The organism is Paenibacillus sp. OT2-17, from assembly GCF_009827695.1.
Lineage (GTDB): Bacteria > Bacillota > Bacilli > Paenibacillales > Paenibacillaceae > Paenibacillus > Paenibacillus polymyxa_B.
Genome location: NZ_WUDQ01000069.1, coordinates 1 through 15,031, shown reverse-complemented (window position 1 = coordinate 15,031; position 15,031 = coordinate 1). Strand labels below are relative to the sequence as shown.

At 40.1% G+C, this 15,031-nt stretch carries 16 protein-coding genes and 2 pseudogenes; 12 read left to right on the top strand and 6 right to left on the bottom strand.

The features are described from left to right. The 4 genes from GRP75_RS11535 to GRP75_RS11520 all read left to right on the top strand — a co-directional run. A partial coding sequence (locus tag GRP75_RS11535; protein WP_237448994.1) for a condensation domain-containing protein occupies positions 1–2,000 on the top strand: 2,000 nt, incomplete at its 5' end. A gap of 499 nt (positions 2,001–2,499) precedes the next feature. Further along, positions 2,500–2,715 carry a hypothetical protein gene (locus GRP75_RS11530; protein ID WP_160789375.1) on the top strand — a complete coding sequence of 72 codons (216 nt, stop codon included), beginning with the start codon at positions 2,500–2,502 and terminating at the stop codon, positions 2,713–2,715. A 67-nt stretch (positions 2,716–2,782) separates the two neighbouring features. Then, complete coding sequence (locus tag GRP75_RS11525; RefSeq protein ID WP_160789374.1) at positions 2,783–3,115, top strand: hypothetical protein; 333 nt, start codon at positions 2,783–2,785, stop codon at positions 3,113–3,115. Continuing rightward, positions 3,090–3,365 (top strand): hypothetical protein, encoded by a 276-nt coding sequence (locus GRP75_RS11520; protein ID WP_023990460.1) that lies wholly within the window; start codon positions 3,090–3,092, stop codon positions 3,363–3,365. The genes GRP75_RS11525 and GRP75_RS11520 overlap by 26 nt, the downstream gene beginning before the upstream one ends. Positions 3,366–3,457: 92 nt before the next feature. On the opposite strand, the gene GRP75_RS11515 is transcribed toward GRP75_RS11520, so the two are convergent. The 3 genes from GRP75_RS11515 to GRP75_RS11505 all read right to left on the bottom strand — a co-directional run bounded on the left by GRP75_RS11515 (position 3,458) and on the right by GRP75_RS11505 (position 5,964). Further along, positions 3,458–4,561, bottom strand: coding sequence for a sensor histidine kinase (locus tag GRP75_RS11515; protein ID WP_160789373.1), 1,104 nt, complete (start codon positions 4,559–4,561; stop codon positions 3,458–3,460). Beyond that, positions 4,554–5,234 carry a response regulator transcription factor gene (locus tag GRP75_RS11510; RefSeq protein ID WP_023990458.1) on the bottom strand — a complete coding sequence of 227 codons (681 nt, stop codon included), beginning with the start codon at positions 5,232–5,234 and terminating at the stop codon, positions 4,554–4,556. Before GRP75_RS11510 ends, GRP75_RS11515 begins: the two co-directional genes overlap by 8 nt. A gap of 163 nt (positions 5,235–5,397) precedes the next feature. Then, positions 5,398–5,964, bottom strand: a complete 567-nt coding sequence (locus GRP75_RS11505) for a class I SAM-dependent methyltransferase (RefSeq protein ID WP_160789372.1) — start codon at positions 5,962–5,964, stop codon at positions 5,398–5,400. Positions 5,965–6,774: 810 nt separating this feature from the next. Here GRP75_RS11505 and GRP75_RS11500 point away from each other — a divergent pair. The 7 genes and pseudogenes from GRP75_RS11500 to GRP75_RS29665 all read left to right on the top strand — a co-directional run bounded on the left by GRP75_RS11500 (position 6,775) and on the right by GRP75_RS29665 (position 10,657). Next, positions 6,775–7,365, top strand: a complete 591-nt coding sequence (locus GRP75_RS11500) for a DedA family protein (RefSeq protein ID WP_023990456.1) — start codon at positions 6,775–6,777, stop codon at positions 7,363–7,365. 44 nt (positions 7,366–7,409) lie between these two features. Beyond that, the gene (locus GRP75_RS11495; RefSeq protein WP_202404096.1) at positions 7,410–7,691 is read left to right on the top strand and encodes a hypothetical protein; all 282 of its coding nucleotides are present in this window, start codon (positions 7,410–7,412) and stop codon (positions 7,689–7,691) included. Beyond that, on the top strand, positions 7,692–8,288 hold the full coding sequence (locus GRP75_RS11490; protein WP_068938306.1) for a DedA family protein: 597 nt from the start codon (positions 7,692–7,694) through the stop codon (positions 8,286–8,288). Position 8,289: 1 nt separating this feature from the next. Then, a pseudogene (locus tag GRP75_RS11485) lies at positions 8,290–8,415 on the top strand (winged helix-turn-helix domain-containing protein); the annotation flags it as partial. Between the two features lie 547 nt (positions 8,416–8,962). Beyond that, positions 8,963–9,748: pseudogene (locus GRP75_RS11480) on the top strand (MGDG synthase family glycosyltransferase). 210 nt (positions 9,749–9,958) lie between these two features. Continuing rightward, the gene (locus GRP75_RS29670; protein ID WP_237448993.1) at positions 9,959–10,345 is read left to right on the top strand and encodes a polysaccharide deacetylase family protein; all 387 of its coding nucleotides are present in this window, start codon (positions 9,959–9,961) and stop codon (positions 10,343–10,345) included. Positions 10,346–10,414: 69 nt separating this feature from the next. Further along, complete coding sequence (locus tag GRP75_RS29665; protein ID WP_237448992.1) at positions 10,415–10,657, top strand: polysaccharide deacetylase family protein; 243 nt, start codon at positions 10,415–10,417, stop codon at positions 10,655–10,657. Positions 10,658–10,850: 193 nt separating this feature from the next. Here GRP75_RS29665 and GRP75_RS11470 read toward each other — a convergent pair whose 3' ends face one another. From GRP75_RS11470 to GRP75_RS11460, 3 genes are all read right to left on the bottom strand, one after another. Next, complete coding sequence (locus GRP75_RS11470; RefSeq protein WP_075154804.1) at positions 10,851–11,999, bottom strand: sensor histidine kinase; 1,149 nt, start codon at positions 11,997–11,999, stop codon at positions 10,851–10,853. Beyond that, positions 11,992–12,672 (bottom strand): response regulator transcription factor, encoded by a 681-nt coding sequence (locus tag GRP75_RS11465; RefSeq protein WP_023990449.1) that lies wholly within the window; start codon positions 12,670–12,672, stop codon positions 11,992–11,994. The genes GRP75_RS11470 and GRP75_RS11465 overlap by 8 nt, the downstream gene beginning before the upstream one ends. A gap of 88 nt (positions 12,673–12,760) precedes the next feature. After that, positions 12,761–13,351, bottom strand: a complete 591-nt coding sequence (locus GRP75_RS11460; protein ID WP_160789371.1) for a class I SAM-dependent methyltransferase — start codon at positions 13,349–13,351, stop codon at positions 12,761–12,763. A gap of 704 nt (positions 13,352–14,055) precedes the next feature. Between GRP75_RS11460 and GRP75_RS11455 the strand changes: the two genes are divergently transcribed. Beyond that, positions 14,056–15,031: TolC family protein (locus GRP75_RS11455; protein ID WP_160789370.1), on the top strand; the 976-nt coding region annotated here is incomplete at its 3' end.

The following is a 15,031-nucleotide window of genomic DNA, read 5'->3' as shown; positions in this document are numbered from 1 at the left end:
TCGCCGCGGGCGAGCGGCTGTACCGCACGGGAGACTTGGCGCGGTGGATGGAAGACGGGAACGTGGACTTCATCGGCCGGATCGACAACCAGGCGAAAATCCGGGGTTACCGGATCGAGACGGGCGAAGTCGAGTCGCAGCTGCTGCGGGTGGAAGGCGTGCGCGAAGCGGTGGTGCTGGTTCGAAGTGACGCGAACGGGCAGAAAGCGCTGTGCGCGTACTACACAACGGATGGCGAACTGACGGCGGCAGACCTGAAACGGGCGATCTCCAGCGAGCTGCCGGGTTACATGATCCCGTCGTACTTCGTGGAGCTGGAGCGCCTGCCTCTGACGCCGAACGGGAAAATCGACCGGAAGGCGCTGCCGGCGCCGGAAGGGGGAGCAAGCGCAGGCCGCGAATACGTGGCACCGCGCACCGAACTGGAGGCGAAACTGGTCGCCATCTGGCAGGACGTGCTCGGGCCGGTCACGATTGGCGTGACGGACAACTTCTTCGACCTCGGCGGGCATTCCCTGCGGGCGACGACGCTGGTCAGCAAGGTGCACAAGGAGCTGAGCGTGGACCTGCCGCTGCGCGATGTGTTCCGGCACTCGACCATCGAAGCGATGGCCGAAGCGATCAGCCAATTGGAGCGGCAGGAATACCTCTCCATTCCGGTTCTGGATAAGAGGGATTACTATCCGCTTTCCTCCGTGCAAAAACGGCTGTACATCCAGCAGCAGATGGAAGGCGCCGAGCTTAGCTACAACATGTCCGGCATGACGGTTCTCGTCGGGCGCTTGGAACGGAATCAATTCGAGGCGGCGCTCAAAGGATTGATAGCTCGTCACGAAATTTTGCGAACCGGCTTCGAAATGGTCGACGGCGAACCGGTACAACGGATTTATCCGGACTTGAAGTTTGCCGTCGAGTATAGGAAAGCGACGGAAAGTGAAACGAAGAGCATCGTAGACGGCTTTGTACGCGTCTTTGATTTGGAGCAGCCGCCGCTGCTGCGTGTGGGCTTAGTCGAATGGGAAGCGGAACGGCATCTGCTCATGCTGGACATTCATCATATCGTCACGGATGGCATGTCGATGGGCATCTTCGTCGAAGAGCTGCTGCGTCTGTATAACGGCGAGACTCTGGAACCGCTTCGGATTCAATACAAGGAATTCGCCGCTTGGCAGCAGTCCGAACCTGTAAAAGAGCGGCTGAAACGTCAGGAAGCCTACTGGCTGGACGTGCTGGAAGGCGAACTGCCGACGCTTGAACTGCCTACGGACTTTGTCAGACCTGCCGCTCGCAGCTTTGAGGGAGATGTGCTGCCTTTCAGCATCGACAAGCAGATGACCGACAGCTTGCAGCGCATCGCCGATGAGAACGGTGCCACCCTTTATATGGTGTTATTGGCGGCCTATTCAATCCTGCTCAGCAAGTACTCGGGACAAGAAGACTTCATTGTAGGCACGCCGGTTTCGGGCCGCACACATGCCGACCTGGAGCCGCTCATCGGAATGTTTGTCAACACTTTGGCGATTCGCCATTATCCGTCCGGGGAGAAGACGTTCCGCGCTTACTTGAACGAAGTCAAAGAAACGATGCTGGGGGCCTACGACCACCAGGATTATCCGTTCGAGGAGCTTGTGAAAAAGCTGCAGGCGCCGCGAGATCAAAGCCGCAATCCTGTATTCGATGTCATGTTTACTCTGGAAACCAAGGAAGATAACGTTCAAAGCTTCGGGGATATCAAGATCGAATCTTATCCGGAAACTCATACGGTTTCCCAATTTGATCTTACCTTGGTCATTTCGTTGCTGGATGAGGGAATGAACGGGCAGTTTGAATATGCCACCAAGTTGTTTACGCTCAATCTGATCGACAATTTCGCTCAGGACCTGCTCGTGATCATCACCCAAATTTGCGAACAGCCTTCGGTGCTGTTGAAGGATATTTCCCTGAACGGGCAATCCGAACAGGAGCAAGATGTGCTAGAGGCCATTGATATTATTTTCTAATCCCTTACCCGGCTTGGGTGTATGCCGTATTTCCCTCGGTACGCATCCTGCCGGGTGTTTTTTTTCGAATGAAAGGGAAAAATCCACCACAGGAATCTGACGTCAAGTGCCGCCGAGTAACTATTTCAATTTATTGGAAAATCGACAAAACACAACAGACTACCATCCAAATCTGCTTGGTAGTTTTTTTTGTAAAAGGGGTCGAATAAGCTGAATTGAGATTTTTAAGACTCTCTTTATATCCTGCATTTCCTGCATAAATCCCATTTAGATTTATCATAAAATGATGCTGTTTTTTCAAGGCTTATCCATCGAGATATTTTTTGTGCCAGTTTTTTTGTTTTCAGATCATTATCTCACTCACGGTTAATTGAACGAACAATAGGCTCACCTCATTAGGTTTTTTAATATCGTATGATGGCACGAAGACTATGCGGCTCCCGTGACACTAGATACCTTGGAAGCCTTAGAACAACAAATAAAGTAATAAAGCACGATAATGGAACTTTATAAAGTTAGAACGATTACAGACGAAGAGGAAGAATCAACAATTAGAAAAGAAGACGTTAACGGAACTGAACTCGATTACGAAGAATATGATGAAGGGGGTGATTACTTTGTTCCATTACCTACTAATATTAAACCAATAATAGATAGTTTGAATTCACTAGATGACAGAAGAGTTCAAACTGTTATAAATTCTTATTATTGCTAATTGTTGCGTATCACATCTTTCGTTACTTATAAATACACTTGTCTCAAATATCTCGAACGAGAGCCAATTGTCAGTTTATTATGACAATTTAATTGAGAGAGTAAAAAAATTTAAGGAAGATCAGAAGGAAGAGTTTATCGGTTTAATGGTGGATATAATTGATTCGCTTAAGGACTATGTTCACAAGGGTCAACTTAATGGGAAAAAGAATTTAGCGAAACCAAACTTAGATAAATTGAGCTACTTTTTAACTATTTGCGGAAAATCAATCTATAAATCTGCTGAATTAGAGTACAAAGATGTCCAAACCGAAGTATGTTTAGTTCCAGGGTATCAAGAGATAAAAAGGAAACGTGAAGCTCTTGGAGAAGACAATGGCTTCATTGAAAGAAGTGAATAATGAATTAGTAAGAGATTTGATAGAAGAATTTAATAAAATAAAAATGGATAATAACCTAACTTTAGTTCAAAAAGAGCATCTGAAGACAGCACTTCTTCTTGAACTCTCACGAACTACAGGGCGGTTAGTTCAAATATATGGACAATGGACTAAAGATGGACAGATTATTAGAGATAATTCTTTGAAAAAGAAAATTGATCATTTAAGCACGTTATATGCGACATTCAGTATATTGAGGAAATGGTTATGAAATAGGAATATCCTGAGTCGCTGTAAATGGATTTATTAAGATGTAAAATCATAATAATCCGCCACTGTATAAATATTCTTTAAGGACTGCGGTTAGCTACTTGAGTTGTTTTCAAAAGGTAAATTCAATTGGAATGTAAAAACGTTATGACTATGATTGAGCGTTAGGGTGCCTTGATGTAACTCAACAATATTCCTAGCGATGGAAAGACCCAGTCCTGCTCCAGTTTGGATACCTTCGCTACTTCTTGAATGATCAACCTTATAAAAACGATCAAATAGCTTCTCCTCTTGATCTTGCGTGAGGGGAGCTCCTTTATTTTCGACCTCAATCGTAATTTGCTCAGGACTCGTTTTCAGTCGAATGCAAATGCCTCCCGGCTTCAAGGAATACTTTAAGGCGTTCATGAGGAGATTATCGATTGCTCTAGCAATTTTATCGCTATCAATGGAGGTAACGACTGGGGAGTCACCGATATCTTTTACGATATATACACCGTTTTCTTGAGCAATGGGTTCGAACTCGAACAGCAATTGATCCAAGAGTTGAAATAAATTGATCCTTCTCAGATTTAAGTGGGTATCGACTGAAGTGAGCCGAGTATATTCGAACAAGTCATCGAGCAACTTCTTCAAATGAATTGCTTTGTTATAGGTGTTTTGAACAAAGCGCGTATATTCATCTTTATCCTGATATGAGTCTGTTCTTAAAAGCTCGATATAGCCGATAATGCTTGTCAGAGGCGTGCGCAAGTCATGTGAAATACCTGTGATCAAATCCATCTTGGATTTCTCTATTTCACGTTCTTTTACAATCTGTTGCTCTAAACGTTCTGTCATTCGATTGATGTTGAGCGCAACCCGTCCAAGTTCATCTTGCCGAACAACAGGTACCCGATATTTTAAATTACCTTCGGAAATAATCTGAAGCCCTTGCTCCAATGTAATTAAGTCTCTAACGATTCGCCGTGTCAAAACTAAAAAAGTAAAAATAAACATTACCATAAACAAGGGGGTAAGAAGATAAGGAAAAAAATTGCGAAACCAATGCCATTCCATAGTACTGCTAATTTTCAAGAAAAGTAAAATGAGAATATCATTTATAGCAATGGCGATAATAAAACTTAGCACCATTCTGATTAAAATGTTGACTTGAATCCGTTTTTTTCGTTTTGACTTTTGTACATGTTCATTCAATTTTATAGCCAACTCCCCACACCGTTTTAATATACTGAGGATCTCTTGGGAACTGCTCTAATTTTTCTCGTAAATTACGAATATGAACCATTACGGTATTATCAGAAAATCCATATGGCGCCTTCCATACATTTTCGTAAATGTGCTCCGAACTAAAAACCTGCCCAGGATGGCTGGCAAGCAAGACCAGAATAGCAAACTCCAGAGGAGTCAACGAAATTTCGTTGCCCTTTAACTTTACGGAATGTTTACTCTTATCGATGATCAGGTCTTTAATAAGAATAAGGGAATTAAATTCTTCTTTTCCTATTAATGTTTGACGACGTAGCTGCGCTTTTACACGAGCAAGCAATTCTAATGGATTGAACGGTTTGATCATGTAGTCATCGGCCCCGGTAGTCAGTCCGTTAATTTTATCAATATCTTCTTCCTTGGCTGACAGCATGATAATCGGAGTATTCGATATTTCCCTTATTTTAAGGCATGCTCTGATTCCATCCATTCGTGGCATCATGACATCCAAGATAACCAGTTGAATCGGTGTTGTCTTTATGGCATCCAGGGCTTCCTCACCATCGGCTGCTTCAATCACATGGTATCCTTCATTACGTAGATATACATGAATGACATCCCGAATCTCGGAATCATCATCCACAACAAGAATGGTATTCATTACTGACTGCTCCTTCTTTTTTGACTGGGTAGAATAAAGGTATTTAAGGTGCCTGAAATTACGCAACTAGTATAGATATCCTGATAATAAGGTAAAGTCTTCACTTTTTCTACATACGCATAAGCAAAACATTTAATGGAGTGAATGAAAGTGCCATCATCATTTAAATTGTTTCCTTTTTGCGACAGACGTAAACGAAAGCGGGAGGGATATTGAAAGGTGCTAAATCAATTTTTTCAATGATAAATTTTTCGGAAAGCTGCTTTTTCATTTGAAGCGAATATTGAAAGGCGATAAACAAGCCTCCAGGTTTGAGTGCTTTATAGATCTGTTCAACCAAGGTATCTCTCAATTCACGCTCAAAATTAAAAAAAGGTAGTCCGCTAAAAATACAATCTAGCTGATGAATGTTCTCTTGCTTCATTGCTTCTACTAACTGAGCAGCGTTCGGATGACAGGAGAAGTCTGGGTATTCTGTCTGTAAATTATTCCTCATAGTCTCATTCATCTCAAACAATAACACTTTCGTGGGTTCACTCACCTGGGCGTTGATAAAACGGGTGATGGCACCTGTGCCTGATCCGAGTTCTGCGACTGCCTTAATCTCGTTCCAGGGGGCTTGTTTAACCATTTTAGTCGCTAGAAACCGGGAGCTTGGTATAACACTGCCTACATTTTTGGGGTTGCGAATAAAGCTTTGCAAAAATAAAAGGTATTCATTAAGTTTCAACTGATTTTCCTCCATTACTGTTTTTATTGTCAGGAACAATGCTGAATATGGCACAAATATTAAACAAATTTATTTCTTTTATCGAAACGGATGGATACCGAAACGATTAAAAATGAAAAAATTGAAGTGAAGACATAGGGAGAAAATATCGTACGATTGGGAAGAACATACCGATGCACATGGCCCAATCTCTCTATTTCTGCACCTCTTTATTGTTTCATTACAGAAATCATAATGAAAAAAACTAAGGAATTAATGAGTATATTTCTAAAGAAAATCTAAAGATTCATCTATAGAAGGCTTAAAATCTATATCATCCAACCCAAAAAGCCTTACCAACCAAGTCGGTAAGGCTTTTTTATAAGGGCAAACTGTTCCGCCACGCAACTCAATGATATTTATGGCTATAGAAAGACCTAGTGCGACTCTAATTTGTATCCCTTCATAATGTTGGGGAGGGGGATGTTTATGAGATCGTGTATTTTCTTCTACTTGTATGTGAAGCTATGTTTTCACTAGTACGAGTGGGAATAGGAGAGTGAACTCTCTCTTTTTCAATTTCCATCAGTGCTAAAGAAGTAGAATTACCAAAGTGTTAGGATAAAGTTGAGGTCTGATTAGCTTAGTTAAAAGCTGATCAGACCTTTCCTACATTGGGCGTAAAACAGTTTAAGATGTCAAGCCATGGCTTGGAGGGGAGAATTAAAGGCGTTTTTGTATTACTTCAGAATTTCTTTAGAAATATCCCTATAAGCTCCTAAGATTTTTATAATAATATACTTTCATCGACATTAACGAGGAGGTTAGAACATGATTAGTGATATCGTCTTACAGCTAGTCGATCATTATGGATATCTCTTTTTTTTCTTAGCCTTCTGCCTAGGCCCATTCGGCGTTCCGGTTCCAAATGAAATAACCATACTAACAGGTGGAATTTTGAGTAACAACGGAGCTTTAAACCCGTGGATTGTATATATTGTTATTCTCGCTGGCTTATTTACAGCAATTACAATTGCTTATTTTGCGGGCAGAATCTTTGGAGAAAAATTTAAACTAAAGTTTCAAAACAACCGTCACTTTCAGAAAGCAGAGAAATTTTTTGAACAACACGGAGATATCGCAATGTGTCTTGGACATTTCATACCAGTCATTCGGTATATTTTGCCTGTATTCGTTGGTCTAAACGGTACCTCATACAAGAAGTTTGCTTTGATTTCGTATTCCAGCGCGTTTGTTTGGACCGCTACGTTCTTTACCTTTGGCAAGTTCCTTGGACATTATATATTGGCTTTGCTAGATTTGATCGATCCTAAATTGGCCGTGGTTGCTCTAATGATAGCCGTTGGCACCTTTATCACAACCAAGTGGTTCAAGTCGAAATTATCCAACTTTACTGCATAAGCTGGTGAACAAATGAAAAAAATAGAAGAAAGGGGGAGAGTCATTTGACTTCAAATCAGTATGCAATGTTCTTGCAACGATTTATTAAAAATCCAAAGCGAGTTGGAAGTGTTTTGCCCAGTTCACAGTTTCTGGCGAGTAAAATGGTTCAATCTGTGTCATGGGATGATGTGAGCACAATTGCAGAATTCGGTTCTGGCACAGGAGCTATCACACGCTTTATCGAACTGCGAGTAAATCGATCTGCTATTGATAAAATCGATTTTGTGCCCCTCAATTTTCCTCCTGCTTTTGTTTATACATGCCGTAAGAAGGGGGGGATTTAAGTGAGTTATGACACACTAATTCATTGGATTGCGCAGTTTGGTTATGCTGCTTTATTCTTTGCATTATGGCTCGGAATTGTTGGAATGCCAATACCGGACGAGGTTGTCGTTATGACCGGCGGAGCCGTTAGCAAAGTAGGATTACTCCATTATTTCCCAGCATTTATTATCACTTATTTAGGAGTTATCTCCGGGCTATCTCTTGGTTATATTCTAGGCAGGTTTTTCGGTTCGCCGGTGCTGGATAAACTTCGCCATAAAAAAAATTTGGGGAAGCATATACAAACATCAGAACACCTTCTAAATAAATATGGAAATATTGCATTGAGTTTTAGCTACTTTTTTCCGGTGGTGAGGCATATTGTTCCCTATTTAGTCGGAATTAATAAAATGTCATTTCGCCGTTATATTCTTTATTCCTATACAGCCGGTCTTGTTTGGACGTCTGTCTTTTTTGTAGTTGGCCAATTTGCAGGTGGTCATGTGGAAACAATCGGGACAATGATTTATCACTACGGTATATATGTGGGACTTGCCTTAATCATAGGAATTGTCATATTCATGATTCTTAAAAGTCGGAAGAGGAGCAAAGCGTGATGTGTGGAATCAACCTTTAGGAGATTTAGATAATACGGTAGTAGTTCAAATTCTGAATTTACACGAGAAAATAGATGATCTCCCAAGAGAGCCGCGATATATAAAAACCGTTTGGGGAGTTGGGTAGAAAATTGAAACTGATAAACGGCAAAAGAAATGTTTGCTTTGAGATTTTTTTGGCATTAGTTTTCAGTCTCGTCATTGCATATCTCAGTTTCGCCATTGTAATAACTTGTATCAATTTGTTTGTAAATCGATTACAAGCGGGATATTTTTTTCTAAAGCTAGACCAGCCTTTATTTTCCCCTTTTTTTAAACTGACCCGACACATGTTTAAATACATTTTTGATTTGCCCGAAGGTTCGCAAGTTCACTTTTGATAGATTTAAAGGAAATACAACAAAGTTATGATTTCACTGTTGCTATATATTCTAGCAGCTCAAACGATTTTCACATAAGGCGAAATGCTGATTTAAAAATATAAATCGTCATAGTCAGATATACTCCCACCAACTCCCGAATTTCATTTCATCATCAATAATAAGAATCGTTTCTTTGGCATATGAAAGCATCCTTTCTGTGCCTTCAGTTTATGCCGATTTCTCTTAACATAAAGGAAAGTAATTCTTAACCGTTTCTGAGATTTGATTTTTTGAAAAGGAGAGCTGTGTTCCATGAAAAAAGGAACGAAAGAAAAAATGTTGATTCTTACCGGAAATTATGGAGATGGTCACATTCAAGTAGCCCAAGCGATACAAGATGCGATGCAAATTCGATTTCCTCATATGGAACCTGTCATTATTGATTTTATGGAATGGGTCCATCCTTATATGAATCATTTGAGTCGAAATGTTTATCTCCAAGCCGTAAAAACATTCCCTCAAGTTTATGGATATCTATATCAGAAAACGCGGAGACAAAACACCCTATCCTATATTATAAAGACCGTTTTTTCTACAGGAGTCTGACGAATGATGAAATTGATTAATGAAATACACCCAGCTATTGTAGTATGCACCTTCCCCTTGGCGGCAGGCGTGATGTCGAAGTTGAAATCATATGGTTCAATCGATATTCATACGGTTACTATCATTACCGATCACACGGATCATAGTTCATGGATTTATCCATATACAGATCAATATATTGTGGGTTCCAGAAGTGTACGTGATTCTTTAATTCAATTAGGGGTTGAAGAGACTCGGATTGCAGATACGGGAATTCCCATTCGCCCGCAATTTTCTCAGTCCATAGAAAGAGAGAAAACAGCTAAGAAGTATGGTTTAGATCCTCATATGCCTACTGTGCTTGTGATGGGAGGAGGTTGCGGCATGATTGGCGATGGAAGCTCTACTATTCAGAAATTTGATCTATTGTCACAGCCTGTACAATTCATCATTGTTTGTGGGCATAATGAAAAACTTCGAATGAAATTGAATGAGAGACATCTGGGGATCTAACCGAGCGCCTATCGGAATTACTAGATGATGCAAAACTTCTTCAACATATGATAGAAAATACTAAACAGTTCCATCCTAAAGAGTCCGCGTTTGCTTCATTAGAAGTTATTTTTGGAACTATTGCAATGAATAATAGATCCAGTGAAATAAAGATATGCTCCTAGAAAAAAGGCAAGCATGGATTTATTACTGTTAAAAAGGAGCAGGATCATGAAGCAGACATTCATAATTCTCATTAGTGCATTACTCGTCTACACGATTATCCCGACCCTTATAATCCGACTATTTGGAATCGGAGTTTATAAAAGGGGAACGGGCGAGCAGCCCATTGCGTTAACTTTTGATGACGGTCCGGACCCAGAATTTACGCCTCTTTTGCTTGATTTATTAAAGAAATATAATATAAAGGGTACCTTTTTTGTCCTTGGTCGCAAAGCAGAGAAATATCCCGATTTAATCCAACGGATGCACAATGAAGGACATCTTGTCGGAATCCACAATTATGTACATTGGTCAAATGCTTTAATGAGTCCAAAGAGGGTTCGCGAGCAGGTAAACAAAACGGCCAATGTCATTAATCGTATTATTGGAGAATAAGCCTTCTATTATCGGCCCCCGTGGGGAGTCATTAACCTATTTGATTTTTTTCTGATGAAGCAATTTCGCATGATTCTTTGGTCTGTTATTGTAGGTGACTGGAAGAGCTCTGGCGGCAAGCAAAAAATTAAGCAAAGGCTGCTGTCCAAGCTAAGGGGTGGAGCTGTTATCGTTCTTCATGATAGCGGGCAAACGTTTGGAGCAGACAGGGATGCACCTGTATACATGTTGGAGGCATTAAATGAATTTATCATTGAAGCATTATATACGGGATATTGTTTTCAGAGAGTAGATGAGAAAAGAGCTGCATAATGAACAGGCTAAATATATGAGCATTAATTATGGTACGGCCGTGATAAGCGCGGCTTTTTTATTTTACATAAACACATTATCTGTCAGCACTCTCGAAGATTATACTTAAAAAACAGAGTAAGTTTAATTTGGATACTAAAAATCAAAACTTAAGCCCGGGACAAAGTATTGTTCGGGGCTTAAGTTTTTCAACTTATACATCAAGGTTGCCGGAGTGGCCTTCTTCTGATCCAATGGAACGGGTCAGAACTCCTTCGAAAGGCAAAGTAAGAGTAAATTTAAATATGTTATTTATATGAATGAGCGTTAAGGTTCCTCCATGCAACTCAATAATGTTTCTAGCAATAGAAAGGCCCAGACCTGCTCCCGTTTGAATGCCTTCACTACTTCTTGAATGGTCTACTTTATAAAAACGATTGAAGAGTTTATTTTCTTGCTCTTGTGTGAGGGGATTCCCTTTATTTTCGATCTCAATACTAATTTGCTTATTATCCAACTTCATTAAAATACGAACGGTTCCTGGCTTTACAGAGTACTTAAGGGCATTCATGAGTAGATTATCGATTGCTCTGGCAATTTTTTTACTGTCAATAACGGTTATAATAGGAGAGTTACCTAAGTCTTTAATAATATGGATACCGTTCTCTTGAGCGATCGGTTCAAATTCAAAAATTAATTGATCTAGAAGCTGGAATACATCGATCTTATTTAGGTCCAGGCGGGTATCGACCGAAGTAAGTCGGGTATATTCAAACAAATCATCGAGCAATTTTTTTAAATGAATAGCTTTGTTATAAGTGTTTTGAACAAATCGCGTATATTCATCTTTATTTTGAAATGAATTTGTTCTTAAGAGTTCTATATAGCCAATAATGCTTGTAAGTGGCGTACGCAAGTCGTGTGATATGCCTGTTATCATTTCCAACTTGGAGATTTCTAGTTCACGTTCCTTTTCGATCTGCTGTTGTAGACGTTCCGCCATCAAGTTGATATTAAACGCAACCCTCCCAAGCTCATCATTTCGCATGACAGGCACTCGATAGCTTAAATTACCCTCGGATATAATTTGAAGCCCCTGCTCCAACGAAATTAAGTCTCTTACGATTCGTCGAGTTAAAGCTAGGAAAGTAATAATAAAGTTAACCATAAACAGGGGGGGGAAAATATACGGAATGAAATTGAGGAGCCACTCGGATTCCATGCCATGGCCAATATCCAGTAAAAGTAAAATGAGCATGTTATTTATGGTTGTGGCGATAATGAGACTTAGCATCATTCTGATTAAAATATTGACCTGAATCATCCTTTTTTTTCGTTTTGGTTTTTGCACATGTTCAGTCAATTTTATAACCAACTCCCCAAATCGTTTTAATATACTGAGGATCTCTGGGAAACTCCTCTAATTTCTCTCGTAAATTACGAATATGGACCATCACGGTATTATCGGAATACCCAATAGGATCTTTCCACACGCTTTCGTAAATCTTATCAAAGCTAAATACTTGCCCAGGGTGGCTTGCAAGCAACTCTAGAATTGAAAACTCAAGAGGGGTCAGCGAAATGTTATTTTCTTTCAATGTAACGGAATGTTTACTCTTATCGATCACAAGATCTTTGATGAATATAACAGAATTAAATTCTTCTTTTCCTATTAATGATTGTCGCTGCAAATGAGCTTTTACTCGAGCGAGTAATTCTAACGGATTAAAGGGTTTTATCATGTAATCGTCCGCACCGGGAGTAAGACCCGAAATTTTACCAATATCTTCTTCCTCCCCCGATAGCATGATAATGGGGGTGCTCGATATTTCCCTTATTTTAATGCAAGCATTAATGCCATCCATTTGTGGCATCTTAATATCTAAGATGACCAGTTCGAAAGAGATTGATCTTATTAAATCTAACGCTTCCAGACCATTTGCAGCTTCTATGACAAAGTATCCTTCATTGCGCAAATAAACGTGAATGACATCTCGAATCTCTGTATCGTCACCTACAACAAGTATTGTATCCATTACATGATGCCCCTTTCCTACTTTTTATGATTACGGCTACTAAAATTCTATAATTAAGACAAACCCAATGATTGCTACGAAAAGTTTATTAATACCGATTATTGCCTCCCCTTTTGCGACAGGTATATACAAAAGCTGGAGGGAAATTGAAAGGTACGAACTCGATTTTTTCGATGATTAAATCTTCGGCAAATTTTTTTTTCATTTGAAGTGAGTACTGATAAGCGACAAAAATCCCTTCTGGTTTTAGTGCCTTAATAATCTGATTAAGTAAGCTTTCTCGCATTTCACTCGTAAAATTAAAAAATGGCAATCCGCTAATAATACAATCAAGCTGGCCGATGTCATCTTGATTCAATTTTTTGATTAATTGGCAAGCGTTTGAATGACACGCGAAATCCGAGTATTTTGTCTTCAGAGTAGCTCTCATTTTCTTATCCCTTTCGAACAATAGCACTCTTGTTGATCCGGTTAACTGTGGCTTCATGAAACGTGTAATAGCACCTGTACCTGACCCGAGTTCTGCGACTGCCTTTACCTCATTCCATGGTATAGACTCAACGATTTTAGCTGCTAGAAATCGGGAGCTAGGTATAACACTTCCTACTCGTTGTGGATTTGTGAGAAATCCTTGCAAAAAAAGTAGACATTCACTGATATTCAACTGTTTTTCCCCCATTATTTAATTTCTCCCTTTTGGGTACCCAACAAATAAAGGGATGATATACCGAACAACTGGAAGGAATAATCCAAAACATATTGCCATATCTCCTCGTTTTGTTATTTATATCAATATAAAAATAGTAACGAAAAAATCTAAGGATTTTACGAGGATATATCTAAAGAAAATCTGAAGATATGTACACTATTCAGACTCGAAGTCTGCAAGAAGTGCATGAAAATCAGAAAGCTGATCTGATTGAAGAACCCAAAAAGCCTTGCCAACAAAAAAGTTGGCGAGGCTTTTTATTACGTAAATTGTTGATAAGATTCCCTATAAATAAGATGCGAGAGGGAATACCCCTTACCAACTAATGTTAAGAAATTCTTTAGAAAAATCCTCTAAAGTTCTTCAGAGTTTATCATTATGATGGGTTCATTGCTATAGATAAACCTAATCATAGAAATCGCCTGACTCTGAAAGGAGGCGAGCGTCATGTTTCTGCTGAGTAAAGAGAGACGCTCATTCATATCTCATTTTATGAGAAAACCCTGACATATGATTACATTGCTAGATCGTTTCATCCCGAAATACTTTTAGCCAAAGCAGAAAGCAATCTGCACGTGTCTATGATTCATTTGTAGTTGCTCAAAAGAGAACAATAGATAATTCATATAAGAATGTGTTTGTACAATTATTTAAAAATAGAAAGAGGGGGTTCTATGAAAAAACGTATGTTCATTTTATTGCTGTTGGCCTTATCAACCAGTTCTTTTTCAGGGTCCTTTGTTCAAGCAGAGGGGCAGCAATTGGCTTCCAATGCAAGTGTGAAACTAACATTGAGTCAAGCCCAGCAATGGGCGCGATCCAATAGCTTTAGCTTGAAGGAGGCCCAGCAAACGATAGATCGCAATCGGATTAACCTGAAAAATGCAGGTAAGAATCTGGACTTCATTCCCGCAGGTACAGGTAATGGAGAAGAGGATGCGGCCAGTAGTTCAGCATGGAAGGGGTATGCCTCATCGACGGTTTCTTATCTCGAATCCAAGAAGCAAATCGAGCTTGCCCAAGATCAGACAGACTACATTACAATGAAAAACTATTATGATGTACTTCTGGCTGATAACAAAGTGAAGAGCAGTGAGGATGCACTTTCGCTCGCACTACTGGAAGAAAAAGCTGCTGAAGCGAAGGCCAACCGTGGAAAAATTTCTCCAGGTGATCAAAGCACGATTATTCAGACTCGTATAGAGGCTCAAAAGAATGTAGACATTGCAAAGGCTGCACTGCAAAAAGCGATGGATTCACTAAATACGCAAATGGGGCAACCTCAAGGTACGGTGTATGAACTGGTGGATCGACCTGTTTACCGGAAGATGGATAACACGAATTTAGATACGCTTGTGACACGTGCCATCTCGGCGAGTCCTTCGGTATGGAGACAGGAGGAGGCAGTCAAGCTAGCAAAAATGGAAATTAAATATTACACGTGGAACTCGGGAACTGACTATTATGAAATTAAACAGATTGATGTAGACTCAGCGGAAGGCGGATTGGAAAATACCAAGGACCAATTAGCAGAAACACTGAAGAGTATGTACTTTAACTTACAGCAGAGTTATGAACAATACGAACAAATGCAAAGTAATCTACAGAACGCTAATAAGGTATTAGATATATCTCGTAGAAAAAAGGAAC